This is a genomic window from Nitrosococcus watsonii C-113 (assembly GCF_000143085.1).
Taxonomy (GTDB): domain Bacteria; phylum Pseudomonadota; class Gammaproteobacteria; order Nitrosococcales; family Nitrosococcaceae; genus Nitrosococcus; species Nitrosococcus watsonii.
Window position 1 is genome coordinate 500,118 of sequence record NC_014315.1, and the last position, 24,750, is coordinate 524,867.

Consider the following 24,750-nt stretch of genomic DNA (forward strand, 5'->3'; position numbering starts at 1 on the left):
GTTAGCAATTCGGTACGATGTATTGGTTTATTTAGGTGAATATAGGAGGGTAATTGCTTGCGAGGCTATCGGTCTAGTAGCTAAATTCTTAATAGCCTGGAGGAATGTGGTCATGCCAGTCCGTGACTTGTTGGTAGCGGTGGGCAAGGTTAAGGAGGCGCGCCTCGCTGAAATAATTGCCGATGATTTGCAAGCCGATGGGCAGCCCTTGGGCAAAGCCTGCCGGAATGGAAAGCGCGGGCAATCCAGCCAGGTTAACGTTGATGGTATAAATATCAGCTAAGTACATAGCAACCGGATCATCGCTTTTCTCTCCGAGTTGAAAAGCGGGTGTTGGTGAAGTAGGGCCCATAATGATATCTACCTCGGTAAAGGCTTGTTTAAAATCATTGCTGATAAGTCGCCGTAACTTCTGGGCTTTGAGATAATAGGCATCGTAGTAGCCTGCCGAGAGCACATAAGTGCCTATTAAAATCCGGCGCTTGACTTCAGGGCCAAAGCTTTCCCCCCGAGAGCGGCAATAAAGATCCAGGAGATCCTTGGGATTATCGCAACGATAACCAAAACGAGCACCATCATAGCGGGAAAGGTTAGAAGAACACTCTGCTGGGGCAACCACATAATAGGTGGGGACAGCTAGCTCGGTGTTAGGCAAGCTGATTTCATGGATCTGAGCGCCGAGGCGTTCAAATTCTTTGATAGCGGCTTCAATGGGGATGGCGATATTCGGGTTTAGGTTTTCAGCGAAATATTCTTTGGGCAGGCCGATTTTAATCCCCTCGATACTCTCTTCAAGAGAAAGGGTGTAGTCGGGAACATCTTGCTCTACAGAAGTGGAGTCCCGCTCGTCGAAACCCGCCATGGTATTAAGTAAAAGAGCTGCATCCTGGGCAGTGCGAGCCATAGGACCGCCCTGGTCGAGGCTGGAGGCAAAAGCAATCATTCCGTATCGGGAAACCCGGCCATAAGTAGGCTTTAGCCCCGTGATTCCACATAAAGCTGATGGTTGACGGATAGAACCACCGGTATCTGTTCCGGTTGCCGCAGGAGTCAATCTTGCAGCTACTGCCGCCGCCGATCCCCCCGAGGAACCACCGGGAACTCGGTCGTGAGCCCAGGGATTTTTCGCTGGACCATAGAAACTGGTCTCATTGCTGGAACCCATGGCAAATTCGTCCATGTTGGTCTTGCCAAGCATTACGGCGCCGGCGGTTTTGAAGCGAGAGACTACGGTAGCATCATAGGGCGCGGTAAAGTTGTCGAGCATTTTCGAGCCGCAGCTCGTTTTAACGCCGCTAGTGCAAAAAATATCCTTGTGAGCTAAAGGGATACCCGTTATCGGGCTTCCTTCCCCAGATTGTAAGATGGCATCGGCGGCTTTAGCCTGTTTAAGGGCTTCTTCAGTAGAGACGGTAATAAAGCTATTGAGATTTTCATTCAGCTGCTCTATACGTTTGAGATAGTGTTGGGTGAGTTCTTCGCTTGAAAATTCGCGGGCTTTTAGGGCGCTGGCCAGTTCGGCTAAGGACTTTTGATGCATGGATTATTTCTCAAAAACTGTGTTAGCTTAATCAATAACTTTAGGGATTAAGTAGACGCCTGCCTCAACTTGGGGAGCAATAGCCTGAAAGGTCCTCCACTGATCGTTTTCAGTAACTTCGTCAGGACGTAGTCGCTGGATGGCGTCTAAAGGGTGGGCCATGGGCTCGATATTGGTAGTGTCAACTTTATTCATTTGTCCTACGAATTCGAGGATTCGGCTTAAATCGTGTCTGTAATGTGGAATGGCCTCCGAGTCGATGGCAAGGCGAGCCAAGTGGGCGATATATTCAACATCCGCCGTTTTTAATGTCATAATTTTTCCTCTAGCAGGATTATGGTATACGGGATTTTGACACACTTCTTGGCTTGCTCAAAAGGCTCCGCCATTGCTAAAGTACGGTGCTTTCTATATTAGAGAGACCGTTTCAGTAATACCCTTTAATGCCGATACGGTATCGAGAGCTGTTTTGTTGTTTTGTAAGGTCCCTATGCAAGCACTTATACTACTACAGGCATCCTCAAGCGTGCCTTATTAGGGCTCGGCCCAAAGTTACTATATCCTGCCCTTAGGTTATGTAGGTGAATAGGCTGATTCATTTGTATTTTACTACAGAATGGGGCCGGCTTTTTTAGTATGGTACAGAGGGTGGTATTGCTGCGTTTGGTGAGTGGAGGTTTGACAGCTTAAGGTATTTTTCAATGGTTGGTAGATGACTATCGTCCCGAAGTCACTGCCAGTTGCTTCTTGGGTAGCAGAGGTTGCCGCGGAACAAGCTCATGAGAAAGATAATCACTTTTTGGGTCTATGCCTTTTTGCCCCTGGTAGTAGCTGCTGCCGACAGCGATTTACCTGGTATCGATGATTTTATCGATGAGATGGTTGCCCAGCATGGTTTTGATAAGCCCGAACTCAAGCAATTGTTTGCCGAGGTCGAAGTTAAAACGAACATCCTCCAGGTGATTTCACGACCGGCAGAAAAGAGTAAACCCTGGTATGAGTATCAGCGTATTTTTCTTACTCCTGAGCATATTCAGAGGGGAGTCGCTTTTTGGGAAACCAACCAACGCAGTCTTGCGCGGGCTCAAGAGGTATTTGGGGTACTCCCTGAGGTCATTGTTGCCATCCTGGGGGTAGAAACTCGTTATGGCCGCCATATGGGCCGCTACCGAGTCATTGACTCTCTTGCTACTTTGGCTTTTCGTTACCCACCGCGCAGCCGGTTTTTTCGTCAGCAGCTGATTGAGTTTTTATTGCTCGCGCGCGAAGAAAGAAAAGATCCGCGCAGTTTTACAGGTTCCTATGCGGGAGCGATGGGACTTGCCCAGTTTATGCCCGATAGTTTTCGTCATTACGCCGTGGATTTTGATCAGGATGGTTGGCGAGATATTTGGGAAATTCCGGAAGATGCGATTGGCAGCATTGCCAATTTTCTGAAAAAGAAGGGTGGTTGGCAAGCAAATGCTCCTGTAGCCAGTTTAGCGGAAGTCAATGGGGTTGATTATCATCAATGGCTAAAGCGGGGGCTTAAACCATCGATACCCGTGAGTCAGCTGCTTCAGGAGGGGATTCAAGTAGCAGATTCTATCTCTAAAGACCAGCTTGCCTCCGTGTTTGTGCTGGAACAGGAAAAGGGTCCTGAGGTTTGGCTAGGGTTTAATAATTTTTATGCTCTGATTCGTTATAATCCTAGCCCTCTATACGCCATGGCGGTTTATCAGTTGGCCAAGGCCATTAAAGCGCGGCGTGAAGGCCAAAGCAGCTTATGAAGTGGGGAGTGTTATCTCTCATGTTTTTTCTGGCGGTGCCATTGAATATGGCTTGTAGCCGTTTTCCAGTAACCCAGGAGAATAAGCTGCTAGCGGATGATAAGCCCAATGATTCCGCCCCCCACCTGGAACCGCTTAGCAAGTATGGTAATCCCCCTTTCTACGAAGTCAACGGGCAGCGTTACTACACCCGCCGCAGTAGCGGCGGTTATAAGGAAAAGGGGATAGCCTCTTGGTATGGATCAAAGTTTCACGGCCGCCGCACTTCCAGTGGCGAAATTTACGATATGCATGGGATGACTGCGGCTCACCGTAGCCTGCCTTTACCCTGTTATGTGACAGTGACTAATTTAAGCAATAAGCGTCAAGTCATTGTGCGCGTCAATGATCGGGGGCCATTTCACTCCAACAGGATTATCGATCTTTCCTATGCAGCCGCCGTAAAGCTAGGTTTGGATAGACAAGGTACAGGGCTAGTGGAGGTACGGGCTATAGAGCCAAAACCCGCTCTGAATAGGACGGTAGGTATTTCTGAAAACGAATTTTATCTTCAGGTCGGTGCTTTCCAAAACCCCCGCGGTGCAGAACAGTTACAACAGCAACTACGGTCAGCCATTAGTGCAGAAGTGAAAGTGAGTCCCCTGCCAACGCAGCAGGCTCCTTTCTACCGGGTGCGCGTTGGTCCTTTATCGAGTGTGGAAAAGCTGGATAATATTACCAAGCGTCTTGCCGAACTGGGTTTCCCCCACCCTATTGTTGTTCACTAAACGGCTACCGCTGTGCTATCGTAGCCAAGATAGTAGCTTACCTAGTTGGCCTGATATGGCCGCTCATGCAGCCTAAAATAAATGCGATGAAATCATGTAGTTTTCTTCTCCCTTGGTATTGTTCTCTCTTACTGTTTTTGGGGGGTGAAGCGTGGGGGCAGTCTCTGCCTATTCCGGCGCCACCATCTCTCAGTGCCAAAGCGTACCTCCTACAGGACTTTGCCACCGGCCGAGTTCTTGCCGAGCACCAGGCCGATGAGCGGATTGAACCCGCCAGTATCACCAAGCTCATGACCGCCTATGTGGTGTTTAAGGAACTGAAGCAGGGTCGCATCCATCTTGCGGATGAGGTGCTTATTAGCGAGAAGGCATGGCGTACGGGGGGATCGCGAACTTTTATCGAGGTGAACACCCGGGTACCTGTGGAAACTCTAATAAAGGGCATGATCATTCAATCGGGCAACGATGCCAGTGTAGCCCTGGCTGAATATGTGGGCGGTACTGAAGAAATTTTCGCGGCGTTGATGAACCAACAGGCGCAGCTCCTGGGTATGACGGGCTCTCACTTCGTCAATAGCACAGGGCTGCCCCATGAAAATCACTATATGACGGCACGGGATATCGCTACCTTGGGAAGGGCTATTATTCTGGATTTTCCTAAGTATTACGATTGGTATTCCGAACAAGCATTTACTTATAACGGAATTACTCAGTATAACCGTAATCTTTTGCTAAGACGCGATTCCAGCGTTGATGGTTTTAAGACGGGGCACACAAACTCAGCTGGTTATTGCCTAGCTTCTTCTGCCATGCGGGATGGGATGCGCTTGATTGCGGTTGTCATGGGAACAGGGAGCCCTAAAATCCGCATGCAGGAATCCTTGGCTTTGCTGAACTACGGCTTTCGCTTCTATGATACTCGCAGCATTTATGCTGCTAAAGAGGCGGTTACTAAGGTACGCGTTTGGCAAGGGGCAAACAAGGAATTACCGCTAGGGCTGACGGATGATCTCTCGGTGACTTTGCAGCGGGGACGCTGGGAGGAGTTGTCATCGTCAGTGCGAGTGCAAAACACAATCACGGCCCCTGTTAGCGAAGGGCAGAACCTCGGGATCGTCACGGTTAGGCTGGGTGACAAAGTCTTGCTCAAACGGCCCTTGCTCGCGTTGACAGCAGTTCCAGAAGGGAGCTGGTGGCAACGGCTGATTGATTGGGTATTGTCCTTTTTTGCCTAAAGAAATACTGTTGGCCACGGCTTATCTCAATGGTGAGTTTTTGCCTTTAGGGCAGGCGAAGGTTTCCGTTTTGGATCGGGGATTTTTGTTTGGCGATGGAGTCTATGAGGTGATCCCGGTTTATGGTGGGCACTTTTTCCGCTTGGCCTTACACCTGCAACGCCTTGCACAAAGCCTTGAAGCTGTTCGTTTAGAAAATCCCTTCTCGGAAAATCAATGGCAGAACATGCTCCAAGAATTAGTCGAGCGTAATGAGAGTGTAGATCAAACTGTTTACCTGCAAGTGACCCGAGGGGCTGCCATTCGAAATCATGCCTTTCCTGATCGGGTTGAGCCCACGGTTTTTGCCATGAGCAGCCCCCTCGAGCCGCTATCGGCGGAGCTACGGATAAAAGGAGTTAGCGCCGTGACGCGAGAGGATATTCGTTGGAAGTGCTGTCACATCAAGTCCATTGCTTTGTTGGCTAATGTCTTATTACGCCAGGAAGCAATTGACGCAGGAGCACAAGAAGCAATTTTGCTGCACGAGGAACAGCTAACCGAAGGGGCGGCCAGCAATGTGTTCATCGTTCGCGAAGGCGTACTGGTTACCCCCCCTAAAGGTTCATTTTTATTATCCGGGATTACCCGGGATCTGATACTGGAACTAGCGAAAGAAAACGGAATTCCTTGCCAGGAGCGGGCAATTCTTGCCCAGGAATTGACTCAGGCGGACGAGATTTGGTTAACCAGTTCCACCCGGGAAATTATCCCCGTAACCCGGATCGATGGAATCCGGATCGGCAATGGCGCGCCCGGTCTCCTATGGCAGCGAATGGATAAGCTGTATCAAGCCTACAAGATGAAGGTGCGAGCGGGTCTTTGCGAGAATTAAAGCCATGAATAAGAAGATCCCAGTGGGCGTTGATACGCTGCGGATACGAAACCTTGGCCTTCATGATTACAATACCGTATGGCAGGCGATGCGGGATTTTACCGCTCGTCGCGACAATGCCACCGTGGATGAATTGTGGTGGGTGGAACATCCCCCGGTTTTTACCCTAGGGTTAAATGGCCAAGAGTGCCATTTGCGGGATGTAGGTGGCATTCCTGTAGTGCGCTGTGATCGGGGGGGGCAGGTCACCTATCATGGGCCAGGGCAAAGCATCGTTTATATTTTGGTTGATCTGCGCCGCCGGGCTTTGGGGGTGCGGCAATTAGTGGATGCGTTAGAATTATCCGTAGTGGATTTGCTACAATCCTATGAAATCGAGGCAGAACGCCGGGCAAAGGCTCCAGGCGTGTATGTTCAAGGCGGGAAGATTGCCTCCCTGGGCCTGCGGGTGCGGGGAGGTTGCTGCTATCATGGGCTAAGTTTAAATGTGGCTATGGATTTGTCGCCCTTCTATCGTATTGATCCGTGCGGCTATTCAGGCATGGAAGTTATTGACCTCAAACGTTTAGGTAAGGTGCTTCCACTGGCGGTTGTTCAACAGAATTTATCTCGCTATCTGATGCGGCGGTTGGGATATTTAGCCCCGTTCTATGAAGAAGAAAACAGGATGATTAAATGAGCCAAAAAACCCCATCTCCACCTGGTGAATTAAAGCGGGATATCCGGGCTTTGAAGGGGGCCTCTAAAGTTGCTCGAATTCCGGTGAAGGTTGAACCTACCACGGAGCGTCAACGTAAGCCCCACTGGATTCGTGCTAAGGCGCCCATAGGTCCCGAGGTATTACGGCTTAAGGGATTGTTGCGCGAGCATCGATTGCATACGGTTTGTGAAGAGGCCGCTTGCCCTAATCTTGGTGAGTGTTTTGGGCACGGTACGGCGACTTTTCTTATCATGGGTAATATTTGTACCCGCCGTTGTCCTTTTTGCGATGTTGCCCATGGACGGCCAGATCCTTTGGATACTGAGGAGCCTATGCATTTAGCCCAGGCTATTGGGGCGATGGGGCTCCGCCACGTAGTGGTGACCTCGGTTGATCGGGACGATTTACGCGATGGTGGCGCGACTCATTTTGTGCGCTGTATTCAGGCAATTCGTGCTCAGTCGCCCCGGACCTGTATCGAGGTTTTGGTGCCGGATTTCCGAGGACGCATGGATCGGGCATTGGAGGCATTGGTGGCTGGGCCGCCTGATATTTTTAACCATAATTTGGAGACAGTGCCTCGTCTCTACAAGGCGGTTCGTCCTGGCGCGGATTATCTGTGGTCGTTGCGTTTATTGGCGCGTTTTAAGGAGGAGCATCCAGCAGTTCCCACTAAATCCGGTTTGATGCTGGGTTTAGGAGAAGAGTTAGCGGAAGTGGAACAGGTGATGAAAGATCTTCGTGCTCATGGCTGCGATATGCTGACTTTAGGGCAATACTTACAACCTAGTCTTTATCATCTGCCGGTGCGGCGTTTTGTGACTCCGGAGGAGTTTGATGGGTTAGGGGATAAAGCACGGGAGATGGGTTTTACCCATGTTGCCAGTGGCCCCATGGTACGTTCCTCCTATCATGCCGATCGCCAGGCTGCCGGCGAATCCGTCGCTTAGCGTTTTTTGCTATCATATATAAAGTATCCTAGCCTTGTATGGGGAGGAGGGGATTCGTGCTTTTGTCTGTTTTAGTGGATATGGCAAGAGAGTTGTTCTAAACAAATTTACAATAACGGTGTTTAGGGTGTAGACACTACGAATGCTTCCAAGTGAGGAGGTCCACATGAGTGAATATTTACCCGGTCTTGAAGGAGTTCCCGCGACTCAGTCCAATATCTCGGATGTGGATGGTGAACGTGGTATTTTATCTTATCGGGGTTATCCCATTGAAGATTTAGCTGAACGCAGCACCTTTGAAGAGACCACCTTGCTATTGTTGGACGGTGAATTGCCAACAGCTCGGCGTCTTGAAGAATTTACCCAGGAACTACGTCAGAATTATCGGGTAAAATATAATATTCGAACCCTGATGACCGCGTTGCCGAGCACGGGGTCTCCCATGGAAATGCTCCAGGCGGGTGTTTCTGCGCTGGGGATGTTTTATCCGGGTAATGAATGCTTGACTGACTCCGATTCGTGTACTGATCGTGACTACGTTGATAATATGACGGTCAAGATTATTGCCCGCATGCCTGCTCTAGTTGCTATGTGGGAGCATATCCGTAATGGTTATGATCCCATTCCTCCTCGCCCTGATCTGCCCATTGCCGATAATTTATTGTATATGTTTTATGGCGAGGAACCGGACCCACTCTTGGCAAAGATCATGGACACCTGCCTGATACTCCACGCCGAGCATACTACCAATGCTTCTACGTTTGCCACACTAGTGACGGCCTCCACCTTGGCTAGCCCCTACGCAGTAATTTCAGGTGCAATTGGCACCTTATCAGGGCCTTTGCATGGGGGCGCTAATGAACGTGTGGTTGAGATGCTGCGGGAGATCGGCCGGCCGGAAAATGTAAAAACATGGCTTGATAAGCAATTGGACCGCAAGCAAAAAATCTGGGGTTTTGGGCACCGGGTTTATAAAGTTAAAGACCCACGGGCTAAGATCTTGCAGAAATTGATGGAACGACTGCCAGCCGAACGGGGAGGGCAGCTCAGCCCGTTATTTGAAACAGCCATCGCCTTGGAAGAAGCCGCCACGGAGCGATTGGGGCACAAGGGCATTTATGCCAATGTGGATTTTTATTCAGGTATCCTTTATATGGAATTAGGAATACCCATCGACCAGTTTACACCCTTATTTGCTGTCTCTCGCTCTGCTGGCTGGCTGGCTCATTGGCACGAGCAGCTTTCTGATAATCGTATTTTCCGTCCTACTCAAGTGTATGTTGGTGAGCCTCTGCGGCGGTATGTTCCGTTGAAGGAGCGTAGCTAGCTGAGTTTCTGGCAGGGCGGTATTATTGATTTCTGTCCTAGGGCAAAAGATTTCCCTATTAGTCCGGCTCGCTAGGCGCAGGTTATCCAAGCTGATTTAGCTCCGAGGCAGTTTACTAGGGGCGCCGGCTTGTTCTTGGACTAACAGGGGCACTAAATAGCCGGGCAGGCGGGCCCGCAGGGTTCGATGCAGACGCTGGGCGCTCATGAGATCCACTTCAAAATGCGCTGCCCCTTGGACTTTGTCTAACAGATGGAGGTAATAGGGGAGTACCCCTGCATCGAACAAGCCTTCGCTCAAATCACTCAGGGCGCCGACTTTATCATTAATCCCCCGCAACAGCACGGTCTGATTGAAGAGTCGGCACCCTACATGGGAAAGGTCGTTAAGCGCAGCGGCTACCCTGTCGTCAAGTTCGTTAACATGATTAGCATGGATAACCACTACTTTCTGGAGGGAAGTCTCTTCAAGCCACTGGAGCAAATGGTTGTCTACCCGTTCTGGTAATACCACGGGTAGGCGAGTGTGAATACGTAGCCGCTTAACATGGGAAATAGTGGCTAGCGTTTGGGCCAGCTCGGCTAGGCGGTTATCAGCGAGGGTTAAGGGATCACCGCCGCTCAAAATGACCTCCCGAATGCTCTGGTTCTGGGCAATATATTGCAGTGCTCGCTTCCAATGTTCTTGGGCCGGATTATGGTCTCCGTAAGGGAAATGACGGCGAAAGCAATAACGGCAGTGGATGGCACAGGCGCCTGTGGCGACTAAAAGTACTCTTCCAGTATATTTCTGGAGAACGCCCGGCGCAGGCATCGCCGCCAAATCCCCTACAGGATCAGTGTTAAAACCGGGTGAAATTTGATCTTCAGCGTGTAAAGGAAAGACTTGCCGGAACAGGGGATCGTTAGGATCGCCTTTTTTCATACGGGCGATGTAACTTCGGGGCACCCGCAGGGGAAATTGCCGGCGAGTAGTCTCGCTGGCAATTTGGGGGTGGGTATCCAAGCCCGTTAGTACAAGTAGTTCTTGGGGGTTGCGCACAGCCTGGGAGAGTGCTGTTTGCCAAACGGGTTTCTGCAGAAGATGGGATGATTGCGTTATCATAGCCAATTTTTTGTAATCAGAGGGAGGCCCACATGGCAGGCTATAGTACCAGCGAATTTAAATCCGGTCTCAAGGTAATGATGGATGGAGATCCCTATACCATCATGGAAAATGAATTTGTTAAGCCCGGTAAGGGGCAAGCTTTCAATCGGGTAAAGCTGCGCAATTTGAAAACTGGCCGGGTGATTGACCGCACCTTTAAATCCGGTGATTCCTTGGAAGCGGCGGATGTAATCGAGACCCAATTACAGTACCTTTATTCAGATGGCGAGTTTTGGCATCTTATGTCGCCAGAAACTTATGAGCAGTATTCAGCCGATACCGCCGCTGTTGGAGATTCGACCAAGTGGCTTAAGGAGCAAGATACTTGTACCGTTACTCTGTGGAATGGGGCCCCCCTTTTAGTATCACCGCCTAATTTCGTCACCCTTAAGGTGACCGAAACCGATCCAGGCATTCGTGGTGATACCTCGGGGGGGGGTAGCAAGCCAGCTACCTTAGAGACGGGTGCGGTGGTTCGGGTTCCTTTATTCATTGATGTAGATGAGGTGCTTAAGATCGATACCCGCACTGGCGAGTATGTGGAACGAGCCAAGGAATGAGTGGGAAACATTGCTTTCTGGCTGTTATTCTTCGGTATTGTTGGCCAACATGGTTAAAACAGAGGTGCCCTGGCGTCCCCGGGTCGATAAAAAGGTATTGGAGGCTAGAGCTCGCCTTCTGGCTAACATTCGCCATTTCTTCGCGCGACGTGGAGTCTTAGAAGTAGAAACCCCCATACTTTCCACCGCGGCAGCAACCGCTCCTCACCTTCATAGTCTGGTGACCGCCTATCAGGGGCCTCAGGCCCCTAAAGAAGGCCAGCAGCTTTTTTTGCAGACTTCCCCCGAACATGCCATGAAACGTCTGTTGGCGGCAGGGAGTGGTCCAATTTACCAGGTTGCGCGGGTTTTTCGCAATGGGGAGAACGGGCGGCGGCACAATCCCGAATTTACCCTGCTGGAGTGGTATCGGCCCGGCTTTGACCACTTAGCCCTGATGGCAGAAGTGGATAGTTTGCTATCCTTGCTTTTGGGAACCCCCGTGGGAGAACGTCTTAGTTATAGGGAAGTTTTTCACCGCTATTTAGAGATAGATGTTTTTACCGCCAGTGATAAGACTTTGGCCCGGCTTGCAAATGCGCAAGGTTTTCGAGATGGGGTGGCCCGTGGAGGGCAAGCGCGACAAATTTATCTGGATTTTTTGCTAGCTACCATTATTGAACCCCGGCTGGGAGGGGAGCGGCCCTGTTTTATTTACGACTATCCTGCCTCCGAAGCCCAATTGGCCCGCATTCGTCCCCCATCGGAGAGTTGTCCTAGACCTTTGGCTGAGCGCTTTGAGGTTTACCTCAAAGGCATGGAGTTGGCTAATGGTTACCATGAGCTGTGTGATGCAGTGGAACAACGGCAACGTTTTGAAGCAGATCTAATCCAACGGAGGAGAAGAGGACTTTCGGAAGTCCCCCTAGATGAGTTTTTGTTGGCTGCCTTGGAGCAGGGACTGCCAGAGTGTGCCGGGGTGGCGCTAGGGGTAGATCGGCTGCTCATGCTGCAGCTAAACAGTGCCCGTATTGAGGAAGTTTTGGCATTTCCTCTTATGCGGATTTAAATTTAGGGTAATATTAGCCTAAATTTTTTACCATAGGATTTAAGCCATGAGTATCGAAGTCGGGGGCCTTTTCGGTTTATTGCTATTGATTGCGGATGTTTGGGCGATTTTGAATATTTTTCAAAGCGGTGCCTCTACGGGCGCAAAAACATTGTGGATCGTATTAGTGCTTATACTGCCTTTAGTTGGTTTTATCCTTTGGTTTTTGCTGGGCCCGAGGGCATCTTCATTCAAGAGGTAGGGTGGGAGGTATCAGCCGCAGAATTTTTTAGAATTTCGTGGATGACGGAATATGAGTGGTTTGTTCTTGTTTGCCGGTAAAGGTGTTTGTTGGTGAGCTGCGGTAATAGTGTCTACTACGGTCGGATGGTGGGGCGACAGGTCACAGACGGGATCGGTATTACGGGCATCGCCCGTCAATAAATAGGCTTGGCAGCGGCATCCTCCAAAGTCCTTGAAACGCTCGGGACAGCTTCGGCAAGGTTCCTTCATCCATCCTTGGCCCCGGAATACATTAAAGTCTGGTGATTCATGCCAGATCCACTCAATACTATGGTTTTTTACATTGGGTAAGGTGAGGCCGGGTAGCTGGCGGGCAGCGTGGCAGGGAAGGGCGGTTCCATCCGGAGCGATGGTGAGAAAAATATTTCCCCAACCATTCATGCAGGGCTTGGGGCGGTTCTCGTAATAATCCGGCACCACATAATAAATCTTCATTTTCCCCCCCATGCGGGCTTGGTATTGGTGGGCTAGAGCTTCGGCCCGTTTTAGCTGTTCGCGGGTGGGGAGTAAGCGGTTTCGGTTATGCCAGGCCCAGCCATAATACTGGGTAGTGGCTAATTCCACGTAGTCGGCCTTGAGTTCGATGGCAAGATCCAGAATTTCTCCTATCTGGTCGATGTTATAGCGATGGAGAACAAAGCATAGCACCATGGGATAGCCGTGTTTTTTCACGGCCCGGGCCATGGCCAGTTTATGTTGAAAAACATCCGCGCTGGCAAGTTGGTTATTGAGGTTTTCGGAAGCAGCCTGGAAACTAATCTGGATATGGTCAAGACGAGCAGTTTTAAAAGCCGCAATCCGGTCTTCGTCCATGCCAACGCCAGAGGTAATGAGATTAGTGTAATAACCAAGTTTACGGGCTTCGGTGATGAGTACTTCTAGATCACGCCGCGCTAGAGGTTCGCCACCAGAAAATCCTAGCTGAGCGGCTCCCATGGCCCGGGCCTCGTGAAATACCCGCAACCAATCTTCAGTAGAGAGTTCGTACTTGTGTTTAGCAAAGTCTAAGGGATTAGAACAGTAAGGACATTGCAGAGGGCAGGCGTAGGTGAGTCCCGCTAGCAGCCATAGAGGCTGTGTTCTTGTATTGTCATTAAAACGATTAATTTTCGGTGGAGAGCCAGCCATTACCATAAGCAGTCTCTAAAAATTCGCGCACATCATTTGCTAAGTTTGCTTGCGGGTATTGTTCCTGTAGCAACGCAATAATAGCGTTGATGCTTAGCTTGCCGTTGCAATGTTTGAGTATTTCCCCGGCGCTGAGGTTCAGTTTAATCATGCCTTCTGGATAGAGGAGAACATAACAATCCTGTGCCTCTTCCCATTGGAAGCGGTAGGGAGGTGCGATGGTAGGGATGTCGTTATCATGCATGGATCTAGGTTAAAACTCCGTGTGATAGGGAGGACGATTTTCAATGTACGCCATCCAGAGGGCATCCAGCAGAGTCCATAGTACATCCAGCTTAAACTGTAAGATGGCTAGTGCCCGTTCCTGTTGGGCGCGGCTTTGAAAGTAATCTAGGGTCGTTTCTAGGCCGTGTCGGACATCCCGCCGGGCCTCGCTGAGACGCTTGCGAAAATAATGGTAGCCTTTCGCTTTAATCCAGGGGTAATAGCGGGGCCAGTTGTCTAATCGTTGTTGATGGAGGGAAGGGGCAAATAGCTCCGTAAGAGAAGAGCAGACGGCTTCCTGCCAGGTAGCGTGGCGGGCAAAGTTGACATAAGCGTCAACGGCAAAGCGTACTCCGGGCAGAACTTGCCGCTGGGATTCCAGCGTTTCCCGGCTTAAGCCCACGGCATCGCCTAGCTGAAGCCAGGCTTCGATGCCTCCTACGTCTTCGCCATAACCATCATGATCCAGAATTCGCTGTACCCATTGGCGCCGCACTGATCGCTGGGAGCAATTGGCCAGGATGGCAGCATCCTTGAGAGGGATGCAGGTATGGTAATAAAAGCGGTTGGCTACCCATCCTTGAACCTGATACTGGTTCAGCTTGCCGCTATTCATTAATACCTGGAAGGGGTGGTGAATGTGGTAGAAGCATTCTTTTTCCCGCAGCTTCTGCTCGAATTCCTCGCGGCTCCAGGGGGGTTGTTCCGTCACGCCTCTCTCCTTTTTACCTAGAGGGTAATTTCCATACCGTCAAAGGCCACTTGGATGCCGGCCGCTTCCAATTGGGTTCGTTCAGGCGATTTTTCATCGAGGATCGGGTTGGTGTTATTAATATGAATGAGTATCTTCCGGAGATTAGTAAGGGGAGCCAGGACGCTCATCATGCCTCCCGGGCCAGATTGGGGAAGATGGCCCATCTCGGTGGCGCGTTTCTGGGTAATGCCGGCCTGTTCCATCTCATCCTCGGTCCAAAAAGTGCCATCTATCAGTAGGCAATCGGCTTTTTCCATCAGAGAGAGGACATGATCTTCGATTTGCCCTAGACCTGGCGCATAAAATAAGTTTTTCTGGGTAGCTGGATCTTCAAGCCGCAGGCCGATGGTATCTCCTACATGATAATTGTGACGATGGGGGGAGTAAGGGGGCGCTTCGCTGCGCAGGGGCACCGGCGTTAAGCGTAACCCTGCAATGCCCTCCACCTGAAAGTCCTCGCCTGGAGCATCTCCCTGTGGCAGCCGAATGGGATGCCAGTTTACTGTGCAGTAATGATCCAGCACTTTGAACAGAGGATTACCGGTAGTGAGATCCTGATGGACGGATTCAGTGCAGTATACATCTAAAGGCCGGTGATGTTCCCGCAGCATCAGCAGCCCCGTGGTATGATCGATCTGGCTATCCAGCAGCACAATACCGCGAATGCCAGTATCCCGTAGTGCCCGACCCGGCTGAATAGCAGGAAAATGCTGGAGCTGTCCTAAAATATCCGGGGAGGTATTAAAAAGTACCCAGTCAGTGCCATTGGTGCTGGCTGCAATCGAGGATTGGGTCCGTGCCTGCCCCTTGAATTTGCCTTTGCGCAGGCGATTGCAGTTGTGGCAATTGCAGTTCCACTGGGGAAAACCTCCCCCCGCACCTGATCCTAGAACATGGATTAACATTGCTTTGTTGGTTGAGGAAGCGAAAAGTCTCGCTTGGAATAGGGCTTCCAAGCGAGACTTTACTTCTACTTGGTTACCGTTGGTAAATATACATGGTAACTTCGAAGCCAAAGCGCAGTTCACAATATGCAGGTTTTATCCACATAATTTCATCTCCTTTACTAGCACCCAGCTAATATCATAGTTATATTTTCAGTGAAATTCACTAGCGCTTGCATCATGGACCTTTATCGTTGCTCGTAGGCGAACGAACAAGCAGCGCAAATGACAGTGAGAGAGGTTTTGGCTGGTAAAGCGAATCAAGTATTTTCCCCGGCATCGATTTCCCTTTGTAGCTGCCGCAGGCGAGCTTCGATTTTGGAGCGCTGATAGAAATTATCATTTGCTGTTTTGTTAGCTAATTGTAACTGTTTAATTGCCCTTTCAGTCTGCCCATTGTAATAGTAGTATTCCGCTAGCCAGCGGTGAGACTCTGCCTGGCTGCCAGCATCCCCTTCTGCTTGGGCAAGTAAGTGGTAAAGGCGTCCTGTGGCGGCGCCTAATTGCACCTGGCGTCTTAGTAAGTCCCGTGCGGTTTGGGGACGATGGCCCTGCAATAAAGCGCTGGCGTAGTTGACTACGACAGCGTAGTCGTCTGGGTATAATTTTTGGGCGCTCTCATAGATTTCGAAGGCGGTTTTAAAACGGCCGGCGGCCACCTCCACCTGGGCGAGAGCGAGTCGGTAGGTCCGATTATCACCGTTTTTTTCAAGTAACTTTAGAATTTGTTGCCGCGCCTTGCGAGGTTCTCCATTTTCTACTAAGGCAAGGGCGTAACCATAACGGGTGGCTGCTTCGTTTACGTAACGGCCGGTTTCTAAGGCCTGGCTAAACTGGTGTGCCGTCTGCGCGTAATTATCACTGGTTAGCACCTGGAGTTTAGCGCGCGCGAGGTGAAACTGGGGATACTCCTTGACGGGTTGAGGACTTAGAGTTTGGGCCCGGCCCATTGCATCGGCAATACGGTTGGTAGTCACCGGGTGGGTGCTAAGGAATTCCGGCGGCCGGGTCCCATAGTAACGACTTGCCTGCTGAAGACGCTCGAAGAAAGCAGGCATAGCGAAAGGGTCGAAGCCAGACCGTACCAGGGTTTGCATGCCGACTCGATCTGCCTCTTTTTCATTGGATCGGGTGAAGTTAATTTGAAGCTGAGCAGCACCTGCTTGGACAGCGGCCAGTCCAGCAAGGCCGGCATTAGGATTTTCGATCCCCAAGATAAGGGCGGCTACTAACGCGGCTGTCATGGGTAGACTTAAACGGCTGCGTTGTTCGAAAGCTCGCGCCAGGTGACGTTGGGTGACATGGGCAATTTCATGGGCCAGTACGGCTGCTAGCTCACTTTCGGTCTGGGAATTTTCCACGAGGCCGGAATGGATCCCGATATACCCCCCTGGGGCAGCAAAGGCATTAATAGTCGGATCCTGAACGACAAAAAAAGTGAATCCTTGTCCCGGATTATCGCTATTGGCGACCAATCGAAACCCCAGCGATTGGATATAAGTCGTTATTTCCGGATCTTCAATAATGGTGACCGAATTACGCAGGCGGCGCATAAAGGCTTGCCCGATACTGCGTTCCTGTTCCGGCGATATGGCGACTCCAGAATGATCGCCGATTTCCGGTAACTCAATTTCATCGGCGCTTAGGGTGGGCGCTGTTAGTAAAATGACGCTCCATAAGACCGTGCTAAACAACTGCACTCGCAATTTCTCTATCCCTGATGTTTTTAATGTAAAGTTAACCTATTAAGACTCAGTCTGGTCAGTCCGGTTCAGTGAAGAAATCTATTTCCTTAACTTGGCTCAAACAGCTTGCTAGTATAGCCGTTGAAAATGAGCCGTCTGCTTACGATAATTGGATTAGGGCAGCAGGCGGGCGCGCCGCCGGGCAGCAGCACCCGTCTTCAAAAAACGCTTAGCTTATAAGTTAGCTTTTTCCAAGCTATGATGGCGCCTCATGTTGTTACTCATTATGTTAGAGTTAAGCTACCATGCCTGATTATGATGCCGAGCTCAATGCTATTGGTTTACCCTGTCCTTTGCCTGTATTGCGGATTCGTAAAGCACTACAGACTCTAGAAGGAGGACAGACTTTGTATGTAGTGGCCACAGATCCGGATTCTTTAAAGGATGTGGAAGCTTTCACCCGCATTACCGAGCATGAGCTTTTGGAAGCTCGCGAGGAAGAGAGCACATACCATTTCGTAATCCGTAAAGGTATGACTCCTAAATAGATCATTTTAAATGTGAGAGTTCTTTGTTGCACCGCCTGAAAAAAATCCTTACCCTTAAGCGTCCTACAGTGATGAAGGTGAAGCGTCGATGAACCTGGAGCAAGCTCGCGTTAATATGGTGGAACAGCAGATCCGCCCCTGGGAAGTACTCGATCAGCGGGTATTGGATCGGCTTGCCGCCGTGCTTCGGGAAGATTTTGTTCCGCCAGCATTTAGAAACCTGGCTTACGCGGATGTTCAAATACCTCTTGGGCAAGGACAAGTGATGTTGCCCCCCATCATCGAGGGCCGTTTACTCCAAGCTTTGGATCTTAAGGAGTCAGAATCCGTTTTGGAGATAGGAACCGGGACTGGTTATCTAACAACAGTTATGGCCGGTTTGGCTGGCCATGTTACTAGTGTCGATATTTTTCCTGAATTACGGCGCTTTTCTGAACAGCCACTAGCCAATATTTCTCTGGAGGTAGGAGATGCAGCCCGTGGCTGGTCTAAGGGAGGGCCTTTCGATGCCATTGCGATCACGGGCGCTCTTCCTGATTTGCCTCGTGCTTTTCTGGAAACACTCAAACTGGGTGGACGTTTGTTTGCGGTTCTAGGCCGGGCGCCGGTGATGGAGGCAGTGCTCATTACCCGCGTAGGTGAGCAAGAGTGGTCCCGGGAAGGGTTGTTTGAGACGGTTATACCACCCTTGCTTAATAGCGAGCCCAAGCCAAAATTCGTGTTTTAACCACCGGAAGTTTCGGGCTCAGGGAATTAAGTATTTTATGTATTGCACAGTAACAGAGTAAGCCGTGGCTTTCATAAAAAACGGCTTTTTTCTAATTATCCTTGGTTTTGTCGCCTCTTGGCCTGTCCAAGCTTCTGACCTGTTGGAGGTTTATCGCTTGGCGCGGGGGAACGATCCCCAGCTGTGGGCTCAGGTGGCGGAAGTGCAGGCCGCATTGGAAGCCAAGCCTCAAGCCAGGGCTTTATTTTTTCCGACGGTTGATATTTCCTCCAATTTTAACTGGACTAATCAGAATCTCACCTTGCTCCAGCAACGAGTAGATCCAAATACTGGTTTTACCATTCCTGGTTTTCAGGGCTCCTATATTAATTATGGTTATAGCCTGAACTTAGCTCAACCGGTGTACCAGCGGGAAAATTTTGTTCTTCTCAAACAGGCGGACGCTACTATTGCCCAGGCCCGGGCAAATTTGGTGGCTGAGGAGCAAGGATTATTGGTCCGGGCGTCTGAGCGTTATTTTGGCGTGCTTACGGCTCAAACAGGACTTTCCTTTGCCCAGGCGGAAAAAGAGGCCATTGCCAAGCAGTTGGAGCAGACCAAGCAGCGCTTCGAAGTGGGGATGAATACAATTGTGGATGTCAATGAGGCCCAGGCTGCTTATGATTTAGCGGTTGCGCAGGTGATCGCTGCCGAAAATGCCCTATCCAATAGCTATGAGCAATTACGAGAGGTGACAGGACAATATGTTCGAGATCTGGCCGATCTGAAAGACAATACCCCCTTACTGAAGCCAGATCCCATGAATATTGACCGATGGGCCGAGACCGCGCTGCAGCAGAACCCCCAAATTGATGCCTCGGCGGCGGCGGTGGATAATGCCCGCCAAGAAATACAACGGCAGAAATCCGGCCATTATCCTACGCTGGAGGTGGTGGGTTCTAAATCCACCAATGTGACGGGGGGAGGACGTTTTGGTGGGTTCCAAAATGATATGGATGTCATTGGTCTGCAATTTAATCTGCCACTCCTTCAGGGTGGGGCCGTAGTGTCCCGCACCCGGGAAGCCCAGCACCAGCTAAAACAAGCTCTGGAGCAGCTAGAGCAGGCCCGCCGGCAAGTTTTCCGCCAGACCCGCGAGGCTTATTTGGGTGTTGTGTCCGAAGCTAGTCAAGTCAAGGCTCTGCAGCAGGCTATTGTCTCCAATCAAAGCTCTCTCGAAGCAACCGAAGCAGGTTTTGACGTGGGGACCCGCACTACCGTAGATGTGCTCAACGTACGGCGTGACTTGTTCCGCGCCCTTCGGGACCATGCCCAGTCCCGTTATGAACACCTGCTCGATACCTTGCGCCTGAAGCAAGGGGCGGGCATTATTACGTTGCGAGATCTGGAGGAAATCAACCAGTTGTTGCAGGAATAACGCCCTAGGTTAGCCGCTTAAAAGGACAGTAATCTGTTGCATTATTTTGCTTGATGCGCCTTGATTTTGGGCGATTACCCGTTGTCCTGCCTTGCCCGCTTTAACCCGCAGTTGAGGGTCGCCTAGATAGCGCACTACCGCCTGGGTTAAATCTTGAATGGTTTGTATCTGGGTTGCTGCACCCGCTTCCAGTAATTGATGGCTGATCCCCTTAAAATTAAATAGATGGGGGCCTAGAATAACAGGCCGTTTTAGGGCGGCGGGTTCCAAGGGGTTATGCCCGCCCACAGGAACGAGGCTGCCTCCGAGAAAAGCTACATCCGAAGCTGCAAAGAATAAGAGAAGTTCGCCCATACTGTCCCCGAGGAAAATTTCGGTAGCGGGCGCGCATGCTCGCTGTTCGCTCCGGCGCTGGGTAATAAAGCCTTGCCGTTGGCACAATTGATGAACGCGGTTGAAACGCTCTGGATGGCGTGGTACCAGTATCAGCAGGGCGGTGGGGTAGTGTTTTCGTACCTGCTTAAAGGCAGCTAAAATCTGCTCTTCTTCCCCTTCATGGGTGCTAGCGGCAATCCACAGGGGACGCTGCGCGCCCCATTGGCGCCTTAATGACGTTCCCTGAGCAGCCAGGTGGGGGGGAAGCTTGAGTTCAAATTTGAGATTACCCGTTACCTGAACCCGCTCAGGAGGAGCGCCAAGAGTGATAAAGCGGTCGGCATCAGCTTTTCCCTGGGCGGCAATAAAAGCAAGCTTAGAGAGCATGTCACGGGTAAGCACGCCTAAACGATAATAGCCCAGCGCCGAGCGTTCCGAGAGGCGGGCGTTAGCTAAAATGACCGGGATCTTGCGGCGTTGGCATTGATGTAACAGGTTGGGCCAAAGTTCTGTTTCCAGGATAATGCCAAGTAGAGGCTGAACCCGCTGCAGGAAACGGGCGGTAGCATCGGGCAAATCGTAGGGCAAATAGCAGTGTGCCACGTTTGCTCCTAGTTGCTTTTGGACCTGGGCTGAGCCCGTGGGCGTGAGGGTCGTTAGTAACAGCGTATGATGGGGATAACAGCTCAATAAGGCCCTCATTAAGGGCAGACTGGCTTGGACTTCTCCTACCGATACCGCATGGACCCAGATAACCGCTTTCCCAGTCAGGAAGGGAGCGAAACCGAACCGTTCTCCCCAGCGGTGAAGATAAGCTGGGGCGCGGCAGCCTCGCCACAGGAGACGAATGATTACCAGCGGGATAAATAAATAAAACAATAGGCTGTAAAAGGTTCGGAAAGCTGAGACCGGCATGGCACACGGAAGGATTTTTCTGATCAGAAGTAAGTTAATTTTGATTTTCGCCTAGCCAACGCAGGTAGGTTGTCACCCCTTCTTCAACCAGGGCGAAAGATTCGGCATAGCCTGCTTCCCGCAAAGCACGGGTATCGGCCTGGGTAAAACTTTGATAACGTCCCCGTAAGTGGTCAGGGAAAGGGATATACTCAATTTCACCGTGCCCATGGAAAGCGAGTACGGCCTGAGCTACCTCATTGAAGGTTTGAGCTTGGCCCGTGCCCACATTAAAAATCCCGGATTGGTTGGGATGTTCCAGAAACCAAAGGTTGACCGCCGCTGCATCCGCAACGGAGACAAAATCACGTCGTTGCTCGCCATGTCCGTAGCCGTCGCAGCCTTCAAACAGTTTGATTCGGCCTGTTTCTATGAGCTGGCAATGGGCATGATAAGCAACGCTGGCCATGGTGCCCTTGTGGGCTTCCCTGGAACCATATATATTGAAGTAACGGAGGCCAACGATTTGGCTGGGGGCTGTGGGTAGATAACGCCGCACATATTGATCAAATAGCCATTTGGAATAACCATAGACGTTGCGCGGGGTCTCGAATTCGCGCTGTTCCCGAAAAATGGAGCCGCTGCCATAGACTGCCGCGCTAGAGGCATACAGGAAGGGAATACGGCGCTCTAAGCAATAGTGTAAAAGGTGTGTTGAGTAGCGGAAGTTGTTTTCCATCATATAGCGCCCGTCCCATTCCGTGGTGGCACTGCAAGCACCTTGATGTATAAGGACATCTACAGGATGGGGAAATTCCTCGCCGGCCTTTATTGCCTGCAAAAAAGCTTGTTTATCCCAATAATCCCAGATTTCGCAATCGACTAAATTGCTGAATTTTTCTCCCTGGGTTAAATCATCGACTACCAGAATATCTTCCCGCCCCCATTGATTGAGCGCCTTGATAATATTGCTGCCAATAAAGCCAGCGCCGCCTGTAACAATAATCAAAAAACCGTCTCCTTAACTTTTGCGAATAATCTCAATAATTTGGCTGGTGGAGCAACCCTGCTGGTAGTTGAGGATAATGATTTTTCCGCCATTAGCCACCACGGCGCTGGCCCCGGCGACCTGCTCCGGGGCGTAATCACCGCCTTTCACCAAAATATTTGGCAGAACTCGTTCAATCAGTCGTGCTGGGGTATCCTCCGAGAAAGGGACTACCCAGTCCACGTCATGGAGTGCCGCCAAGACTGCCAAGCGTTGAGCCAGAGAATTGATGGGCCGGCTTTTGCCCTTGAGGCGTTGAACCGAGGCATCATCATTGACGGCTACAATCAGGCGATCCCCCAATTGGTGCGCTTCGGCCAGGTAGCTTACATGGCCAGAATGAAGAATATCAAAACAACCATTGGTCATCACAATACATTCCCCACGGCTGCGAGCCAGGTTAATGAAATGCAGTAGTTCTTCCTCGCTAGTGATTCCCCGGCGGATCGCCCTGGGATGTAATACCTGCTGAAGCTCATTACGGGTGACGCTGGCCGTACCCAGTTTACCCACGACAATCCCTGCTGCTTGGTTGGCAAGGAGGGTAGCTTCCTTAAAGCTACCACCGGCGGCTAGCGCGGCACCCAGGACAGAAATTACCGTATCTCCAGCCCCAGTCACATCAAAGACCTCTCGTGCTTCCGTTGGCAGATGGAGAGGGAAGTGTTCCCGTTGTAACAGAGTCATGCCCTGCTCACCGCGGGTAATGAGCAGGGCTTCAAGCGCTAGCTGCTGCCGTAACTGTTCTCCTTTTTCAACGAGGACCATCTCATCGGCGCAAGGTCCGACCACAGCTTCAAATTCGGCCAAATTGGGGGTGATGATGCTAGCGCCACGATAGCGGGAGAAAGGAACGCCTTTAGGATCAATCAGAATGGGCACCCCAGCTTTCCGGCCGAGAGCGATGAGCCCCTGTGGTTCTTGGAGTGTGCCTTTGCCGTAATCAGAAAGGATCACGGCTGACTTGCCGCTCAAGGCGGCGTTATAGGCAGGGAGTAGTGCTTTGCTGTGTGCAGGGATAAAGCCATCTTCAAAATCTAGGCGGATCAATTGTTGGTGGCGGCTGATAACACGCAGTTTAGTAAGCGTAGCAATATCAGGGAATTCTTCCAAGCAGCAATGGACTCCCCGCTGAGTCAGCAAGGACCGTAGCGTAGCTGCGGCCTCATCGACGCCAATCAATCCGAGCAGCGTCACCTGGGCCCCGAGCGTCGCGACATTGACCGCGACATTGCCTGCTCCGCCAGGCCGATCTTCCCGCTCCGTTACCCGTACCACGGGTACGGGAGCTTCCGGTGAAATACGTGAAGTAGTACCGTGCCAGTAGCGATCCAGCATCACATCGCCAATGACGAGCACTTGGGCGCTAGTAAAGTCAGGTAAGCCGTGGGTCATGCTGTTGGAAGGATTGCTAAAAATCGGCCCATAATACCATAGGGATACTGGCTAAACCTCAAGCTTTTTAAGTTGTTCCTTACGGAACATGACTGCTTGCTTATCCGTGGGCGAATTTCAATTGCAATCAAATAATACATCTAATAAAATTAATGCGAATCATTCACAATAATTATAATTAGGAGATTACCATGGTATTTCGTATCAAACAGGGAGAGTTTTTATTATCGGGTTTGCTGCTTCTGGTATCGTTGCCGGTTAGTGGGAATGATGCCTGGCCGGGACGGTGGAGCGGTTGGGGTCAATTCCCGCCTTTTGCTGGCGAGAGTCCGGCCGCACCTGCTCCCGGAGAAGGCGCAGTCCGACATTACTACATTGCCGCGGAGGAGAGGAGTTGGGATTTTGCGCCCACCAATCAGAATCTCATCCGTTGCTCGGATCAGCATGCTCCCTGTTCCTTGCCGGAGCCCTGGACGAGTAGCCACATCTTTCCCTCAGTTCGTTATATAGAGTACACAGATGACACCTTTACCACCCCCAAGCCTCAACCTGAGTGGCTAGGAATTTTAGGGCCGATCATTCGGGCGGAGGTGGGGGATACGCTTAAGGTGCATTTTTGCAATCAGACCGCAACCGGCACTTACAGCATGCATCCCCATGGGCTGCGGTACACGAAAGATAATGAGGGGGCTCCGTATTTTGGGGCAAATTCAACCGATACTCTACCAGGCGCTGGAGCCCGGGTTCCAGCCGGCCAATGCTTCGATTATACTTGGGTCGTGAGCGAGGATAGCGGGCCGGGGAAGGGTGATCTTTCTTCTAAAGTATGGTGGTACCATTCCCATGTCGATACGCCAGCCGATACCAGCGCTGGCCTACTCGGCCCCCTTATTATTACCCGTTACGGCATGGCCAATGCCGATGGCGCTCCAAAGGATGTGGAGCGGGAGTTTGTGACGGCTTTTTTTATCTTCGATAAACTGGAGGGTGAAGAGGCCGGACTGATGCATAGCATCAATGGGCGTCTTTTTGGGAATCTGCGAGGGCTGGTGGCAAAACACGGCGAGCGGGTGCGCTGGCATGTGCTCGGAATGGGCAATGAAGTGGATCTCCATACTCCCCACTGGCATGGCGAAACGGTCTCGGTGGGTGCGCCTCACGTAGCGCGGCGGACAGATGTGCTGGAATTATTACCCGCCTCCATGATAACGGCTGATATGGAGGCTGATAATAATGGGGAGTGGCTATACCATTGCCACGTCGCCGACCATATCGAGGCGGGAATGAGCACTACTTTTCAAATTCTACCTTGAAGAATAACCCTGATTAACGTCTGGTTTTGCTTTTCCATGGACCTGAGTAAAAACAGGTCC

General features: G+C 50.9%; 26 protein-coding genes. 14 read left to right on the plus strand and 12 right to left on the minus strand.

Translation table 11 applies throughout. The annotated features are described in order from the left end of the window. Positions 1-88 precede the first annotated feature (88 nt). Both gatA and gatC read right to left on the minus strand, forming a co-directional pair. Positions 89-1,540: an Asp-tRNA(Asn)/Glu-tRNA(Gln) amidotransferase subunit GatA gene (gatA, locus tag NWAT_RS02365; RefSeq protein WP_013219554.1), complete on the minus strand. Its 1,452-nt coding sequence runs from the start codon at positions 1,538-1,540 to the stop codon at positions 89-91. 27 nt (positions 1,541-1,567) lie between these two features. Next, a complete protein-coding gene (gatC, locus tag NWAT_RS02370; RefSeq protein ID WP_013219555.1) occupies positions 1,568-1,855 on the minus strand; it encodes an Asp-tRNA(Asn)/Glu-tRNA(Gln) amidotransferase subunit GatC in 288 nt (95 codons plus the stop codon). Between the two features lie 464 nt (positions 1,856-2,319). Between gatC and mltB the strand changes: the two genes are divergently transcribed. The 7 genes from mltB to NWAT_RS02405 all read left to right on the plus strand — a co-directional run bounded on the left by mltB (position 2,320) and on the right by NWAT_RS02405 (position 9,162). Further along, entirely contained in the window at positions 2,320-3,309 is a 990-nt protein-coding gene (mltB, locus tag NWAT_RS02375) for a lytic murein transglycosylase B (protein ID WP_013219556.1), read from the plus strand. 20 nt (positions 3,310-3,329) lie between these two features. Beyond that, positions 3,330-4,076, plus strand: coding sequence for a septal ring lytic transglycosylase RlpA family protein (locus tag NWAT_RS02380; protein ID WP_013219557.1), 747 nt, complete (start codon positions 3,330-3,332; stop codon positions 4,074-4,076). Positions 4,077-4,162: 86 nt separating this feature from the next. Next, entirely contained in the window at positions 4,163-5,311 is a 1,149-nt protein-coding gene (locus NWAT_RS02385) for a D-alanyl-D-alanine carboxypeptidase family protein (protein WP_041350848.1), read from the plus strand. Further along, positions 5,304-6,185: a D-amino-acid transaminase gene (dat, locus tag NWAT_RS02390; protein WP_013219559.1), complete on the plus strand. Its 882-nt coding sequence runs from the start codon at positions 5,304-5,306 to the stop codon at positions 6,183-6,185. The genes NWAT_RS02385 and dat overlap by 8 nt, the downstream gene beginning before the upstream one ends. 4 nt (positions 6,186-6,189) lie before the next feature. Next, entirely contained in the window at positions 6,190-6,864 is a 675-nt protein-coding gene (gene lipB, locus NWAT_RS02395; RefSeq protein WP_013219560.1) for a lipoyl(octanoyl) transferase LipB, read from the plus strand. Beyond that, positions 6,861-7,835 (plus strand): lipoyl synthase, encoded by a 975-nt coding sequence (gene lipA, locus NWAT_RS02400; protein WP_013219561.1) that lies wholly within the window; start codon positions 6,861-6,863, stop codon positions 7,833-7,835. Before lipB ends, lipA begins: the two co-directional genes overlap by 4 nt. 166 nt (positions 7,836-8,001) lie before the next feature. Next, on the plus strand, positions 8,002-9,162 hold the full coding sequence (locus tag NWAT_RS02405; RefSeq protein ID WP_013219562.1) for a citrate synthase: 1,161 nt from the start codon (positions 8,002-8,004) through the stop codon (positions 9,160-9,162). A 96-nt stretch (positions 9,163-9,258) separates the two neighbouring features. Here the strand turns inward: NWAT_RS02405 and epmB are convergent, their stop codons facing one another. Further along, positions 9,259-10,266, minus strand: a complete 1,008-nt coding sequence (gene epmB / locus NWAT_RS02410; RefSeq protein ID WP_013219563.1) for an EF-P beta-lysylation protein EpmB — start codon at positions 10,264-10,266, stop codon at positions 9,259-9,261. A gap of 32 nt (positions 10,267-10,298) precedes the next feature. Between epmB and efp the strand changes: the two genes are divergently transcribed. Genes efp through NWAT_RS02425 form a run of 3 tightly spaced genes read left to right on the plus strand, consistent with a single transcriptional unit; the run spans position 10,299 to position 12,157 of the window. Then, complete coding sequence (efp, locus tag NWAT_RS02415; protein ID WP_013219564.1) at positions 10,299-10,868, plus strand: elongation factor P; 570 nt, start codon at positions 10,299-10,301, stop codon at positions 10,866-10,868. Positions 10,869-10,917: 49 nt separating this feature from the next. Then, positions 10,918-11,916: an EF-P lysine aminoacylase EpmA gene (epmA, locus tag NWAT_RS02420; RefSeq protein WP_013219565.1), complete on the plus strand. Its 999-nt coding sequence runs from the start codon at positions 10,918-10,920 to the stop codon at positions 11,914-11,916. A gap of 46 nt (positions 11,917-11,962) precedes the next feature. Further along, entirely contained in the window at positions 11,963-12,157 is a 195-nt protein-coding gene (locus NWAT_RS02425; protein ID WP_013219566.1) for a PLD nuclease N-terminal domain-containing protein, read from the plus strand. A gap of 11 nt (positions 12,158-12,168) precedes the next feature. Here NWAT_RS02425 and pqqE read toward each other — a convergent pair whose 3' ends face one another. The 6 genes from pqqE to NWAT_RS02450 form a co-directional block, all read right to left on the minus strand. Next, positions 12,169-13,326 carry a pyrroloquinoline quinone biosynthesis protein PqqE gene (gene pqqE / locus NWAT_RS02430; protein WP_041350410.1) on the minus strand — a complete coding sequence of 386 codons (1,158 nt, stop codon included), beginning with the start codon at positions 13,324-13,326 and terminating at the stop codon, positions 12,169-12,171. After that, positions 13,301-13,570, minus strand: a complete 270-nt coding sequence (gene pqqD, locus NWAT_RS02435) for a pyrroloquinoline quinone biosynthesis peptide chaperone PqqD (protein WP_013219568.1) — start codon at positions 13,568-13,570, stop codon at positions 13,301-13,303. Before pqqD ends, pqqE begins: the two co-directional genes overlap by 26 nt. A 9-nt stretch (positions 13,571-13,579) precedes the next feature. Continuing rightward, positions 13,580-14,302: a pyrroloquinoline-quinone synthase PqqC gene (pqqC, locus tag NWAT_RS02440; protein ID WP_013219569.1), complete on the minus strand. Its 723-nt coding sequence runs from the start codon at positions 14,300-14,302 to the stop codon at positions 13,580-13,582. Between the two features lie 17 nt (positions 14,303-14,319). Beyond that, positions 14,320-15,249, minus strand: a complete 930-nt coding sequence (gene pqqB, locus NWAT_RS02445) for a pyrroloquinoline quinone biosynthesis protein PqqB (RefSeq protein WP_013219570.1) — start codon at positions 15,247-15,249, stop codon at positions 14,320-14,322. 73 nt (positions 15,250-15,322) lie between these two features. Then, complete coding sequence (gene pqqA, locus NWAT_RS17725) at positions 15,323-15,394, minus strand: pyrroloquinoline quinone precursor peptide PqqA (protein WP_013219571.1); 72 nt, start codon at positions 15,392-15,394, stop codon at positions 15,323-15,325. A gap of 154 nt (positions 15,395-15,548) precedes the next feature. Continuing rightward, positions 15,549-16,988: a beta-barrel assembly-enhancing protease gene (locus tag NWAT_RS02450; RefSeq protein WP_013219572.1), complete on the minus strand. Its 1,440-nt coding sequence runs from the start codon at positions 16,986-16,988 to the stop codon at positions 15,549-15,551. Between the two features lie 290 nt (positions 16,989-17,278). On the opposite strand from NWAT_RS02450, the gene NWAT_RS02455 reads away from it, so the two are divergent. The 3 genes from NWAT_RS02455 (at position 17,279) to NWAT_RS02465 (ending at position 19,665) form a co-directional block, all read left to right on the plus strand. Next, the gene (locus NWAT_RS02455; protein ID WP_013219573.1) at positions 17,279-17,521 is read left to right on the plus strand and encodes a sulfurtransferase TusA family protein; all 243 of its coding nucleotides are present in this window, start codon (positions 17,279-17,281) and stop codon (positions 17,519-17,521) included. Positions 17,522-17,609: 88 nt separating this feature from the next. Continuing rightward, positions 17,610-18,248: a protein-L-isoaspartate O-methyltransferase family protein gene (locus NWAT_RS02460; protein ID WP_013219574.1), complete on the plus strand. Its 639-nt coding sequence runs from the start codon at positions 17,610-17,612 to the stop codon at positions 18,246-18,248. A gap of 64 nt (positions 18,249-18,312) precedes the next feature. Beyond that, positions 18,313-19,665, plus strand: coding sequence for a TolC family outer membrane protein (locus NWAT_RS02465; RefSeq protein WP_013219575.1), 1,353 nt, complete (start codon positions 18,313-18,315; stop codon positions 19,663-19,665). Between the two features lie 9 nt (positions 19,666-19,674). Here NWAT_RS02465 and waaA read toward each other — a convergent pair whose 3' ends face one another. From waaA to hldE, 3 genes are read right to left on the minus strand one after another with little or no spacing between them, the layout of a single operon-like run. Then, the gene (gene waaA, locus NWAT_RS02470; RefSeq protein ID WP_013219576.1) at positions 19,675-20,955 is read right to left on the minus strand and encodes a lipid IV(A) 3-deoxy-D-manno-octulosonic acid transferase; all 1,281 of its coding nucleotides are present in this window, start codon (positions 20,953-20,955) and stop codon (positions 19,675-19,677) included. A 34-nt stretch (positions 20,956-20,989) separates the two neighbouring features. Beyond that, positions 20,990-21,943 carry an ADP-glyceromanno-heptose 6-epimerase gene (gene rfaD / locus NWAT_RS02475; RefSeq protein WP_013219577.1) on the minus strand — a complete coding sequence of 318 codons (954 nt, stop codon included), beginning with the start codon at positions 21,941-21,943 and terminating at the stop codon, positions 20,990-20,992. A 12-nt stretch (positions 21,944-21,955) separates the two neighbouring features. Further along, on the minus strand, positions 21,956-23,377 hold the full coding sequence (gene hldE / locus NWAT_RS02480) for a bifunctional D-glycero-beta-D-manno-heptose-7-phosphate kinase/D-glycero-beta-D-manno-heptose 1-phosphate adenylyltransferase HldE (protein WP_013219578.1): 1,422 nt from the start codon (positions 23,375-23,377) through the stop codon (positions 21,956-21,958). A gap of 191 nt (positions 23,378-23,568) precedes the next feature. Between hldE and NWAT_RS02485 the strand changes: the two genes are divergently transcribed. After that, on the plus strand, positions 23,569-24,690 hold the full coding sequence (locus NWAT_RS02485; protein WP_013219579.1) for a multicopper oxidase domain-containing protein: 1,122 nt from the start codon (positions 23,569-23,571) through the stop codon (positions 24,688-24,690). The last annotated feature ends 60 nt before the right edge of the window (positions 24,691-24,750 follow it).

What these genes read in the sequence shown, in the direction of transcription:
- gatA (WP_013219554.1), bottom strand. Translation starts at nt 1,540, where the DNA reads ATGCATCAAAAGTCCTTAGCCGAACTGGCCAGCGCCCTAAAAGCCCGC.
- gatC (WP_013219555.1), bottom strand. Translation starts at nt 1,855, where the DNA reads ATGACATTAAAAACGGCGGATGTTGAATATATCGCCCACTTGGCTCGC.
- mltB (WP_013219556.1), top strand. Translation starts at nt 2,320, where the DNA reads ATGAGAAAGATAATCACTTTTTGGGTCTATGCCTTTTTGCCCCTGGTA.
- NWAT_RS02380 (WP_013219557.1), top strand. Translation starts at nt 3,330, where the DNA reads ATGTTTTTTCTGGCGGTGCCATTGAATATGGCTTGTAGCCGTTTTCCA.
- NWAT_RS02385 (WP_041350848.1), top strand. Translation starts at nt 4,163, where the DNA reads ATGAAATCATGTAGTTTTCTTCTCCCTTGGTATTGTTCTCTCTTACTG.
- lipB (WP_013219560.1), top strand. Translation starts at nt 6,190, where the DNA reads ATGAATAAGAAGATCCCAGTGGGCGTTGATACGCTGCGGATACGAAAC.
- lipA (WP_013219561.1), top strand. Translation starts at nt 6,861, where the DNA reads ATGAGCCAAAAAACCCCATCTCCACCTGGTGAATTAAAGCGGGATATC.
- NWAT_RS02405 (WP_013219562.1), top strand. Translation starts at nt 8,002, where the DNA reads ATGAGTGAATATTTACCCGGTCTTGAAGGAGTTCCCGCGACTCAGTCC.
- epmB (WP_013219563.1), bottom strand. Translation starts at nt 10,266, where the DNA reads ATGATAACGCAATCATCCCATCTTCTGCAGAAACCCGTTTGGCAAACA.
- efp (WP_013219564.1), top strand. Translation starts at nt 10,299, where the DNA reads ATGGCAGGCTATAGTACCAGCGAATTTAAATCCGGTCTCAAGGTAATG.
- epmA (WP_013219565.1), top strand. Translation starts at nt 10,918, where the DNA reads ATGGTTAAAACAGAGGTGCCCTGGCGTCCCCGGGTCGATAAAAAGGTA.
- NWAT_RS02425 (WP_013219566.1), top strand. Translation starts at nt 11,963, where the DNA reads ATGAGTATCGAAGTCGGGGGCCTTTTCGGTTTATTGCTATTGATTGCG.
- pqqE (WP_041350410.1), bottom strand. Translation starts at nt 13,326, where the DNA reads ATGGCTGGCTCTCCACCGAAAATTAATCGTTTTAATGACAATACAAGA.
- pqqD (WP_013219568.1), bottom strand. Translation starts at nt 13,570, where the DNA reads ATGCATGATAACGACATCCCTACCATCGCACCTCCCTACCGCTTCCAA.
- pqqB (WP_013219570.1), bottom strand. Translation starts at nt 15,249, where the DNA reads ATGTTAATCCATGTTCTAGGATCAGGTGCGGGGGGAGGTTTTCCCCAG.
- NWAT_RS02455 (WP_013219573.1), top strand. Translation starts at nt 17,279, where the DNA reads ATGCCTGATTATGATGCCGAGCTCAATGCTATTGGTTTACCCTGTCCT.
- NWAT_RS02460 (WP_013219574.1), top strand. Translation starts at nt 17,610, where the DNA reads ATGAACCTGGAGCAAGCTCGCGTTAATATGGTGGAACAGCAGATCCGC.
- waaA (WP_013219576.1), bottom strand. Translation starts at nt 20,955, where the DNA reads ATGCCGGTCTCAGCTTTCCGAACCTTTTACAGCCTATTGTTTTATTTA.
- hldE (WP_013219578.1), bottom strand. Translation starts at nt 23,377, where the DNA reads ATGACCCACGGCTTACCTGACTTTACTAGCGCCCAAGTGCTCGTCATT.
- NWAT_RS02485 (WP_013219579.1), top strand. Translation starts at nt 23,569, where the DNA reads ATGGTATTTCGTATCAAACAGGGAGAGTTTTTATTATCGGGTTTGCTG.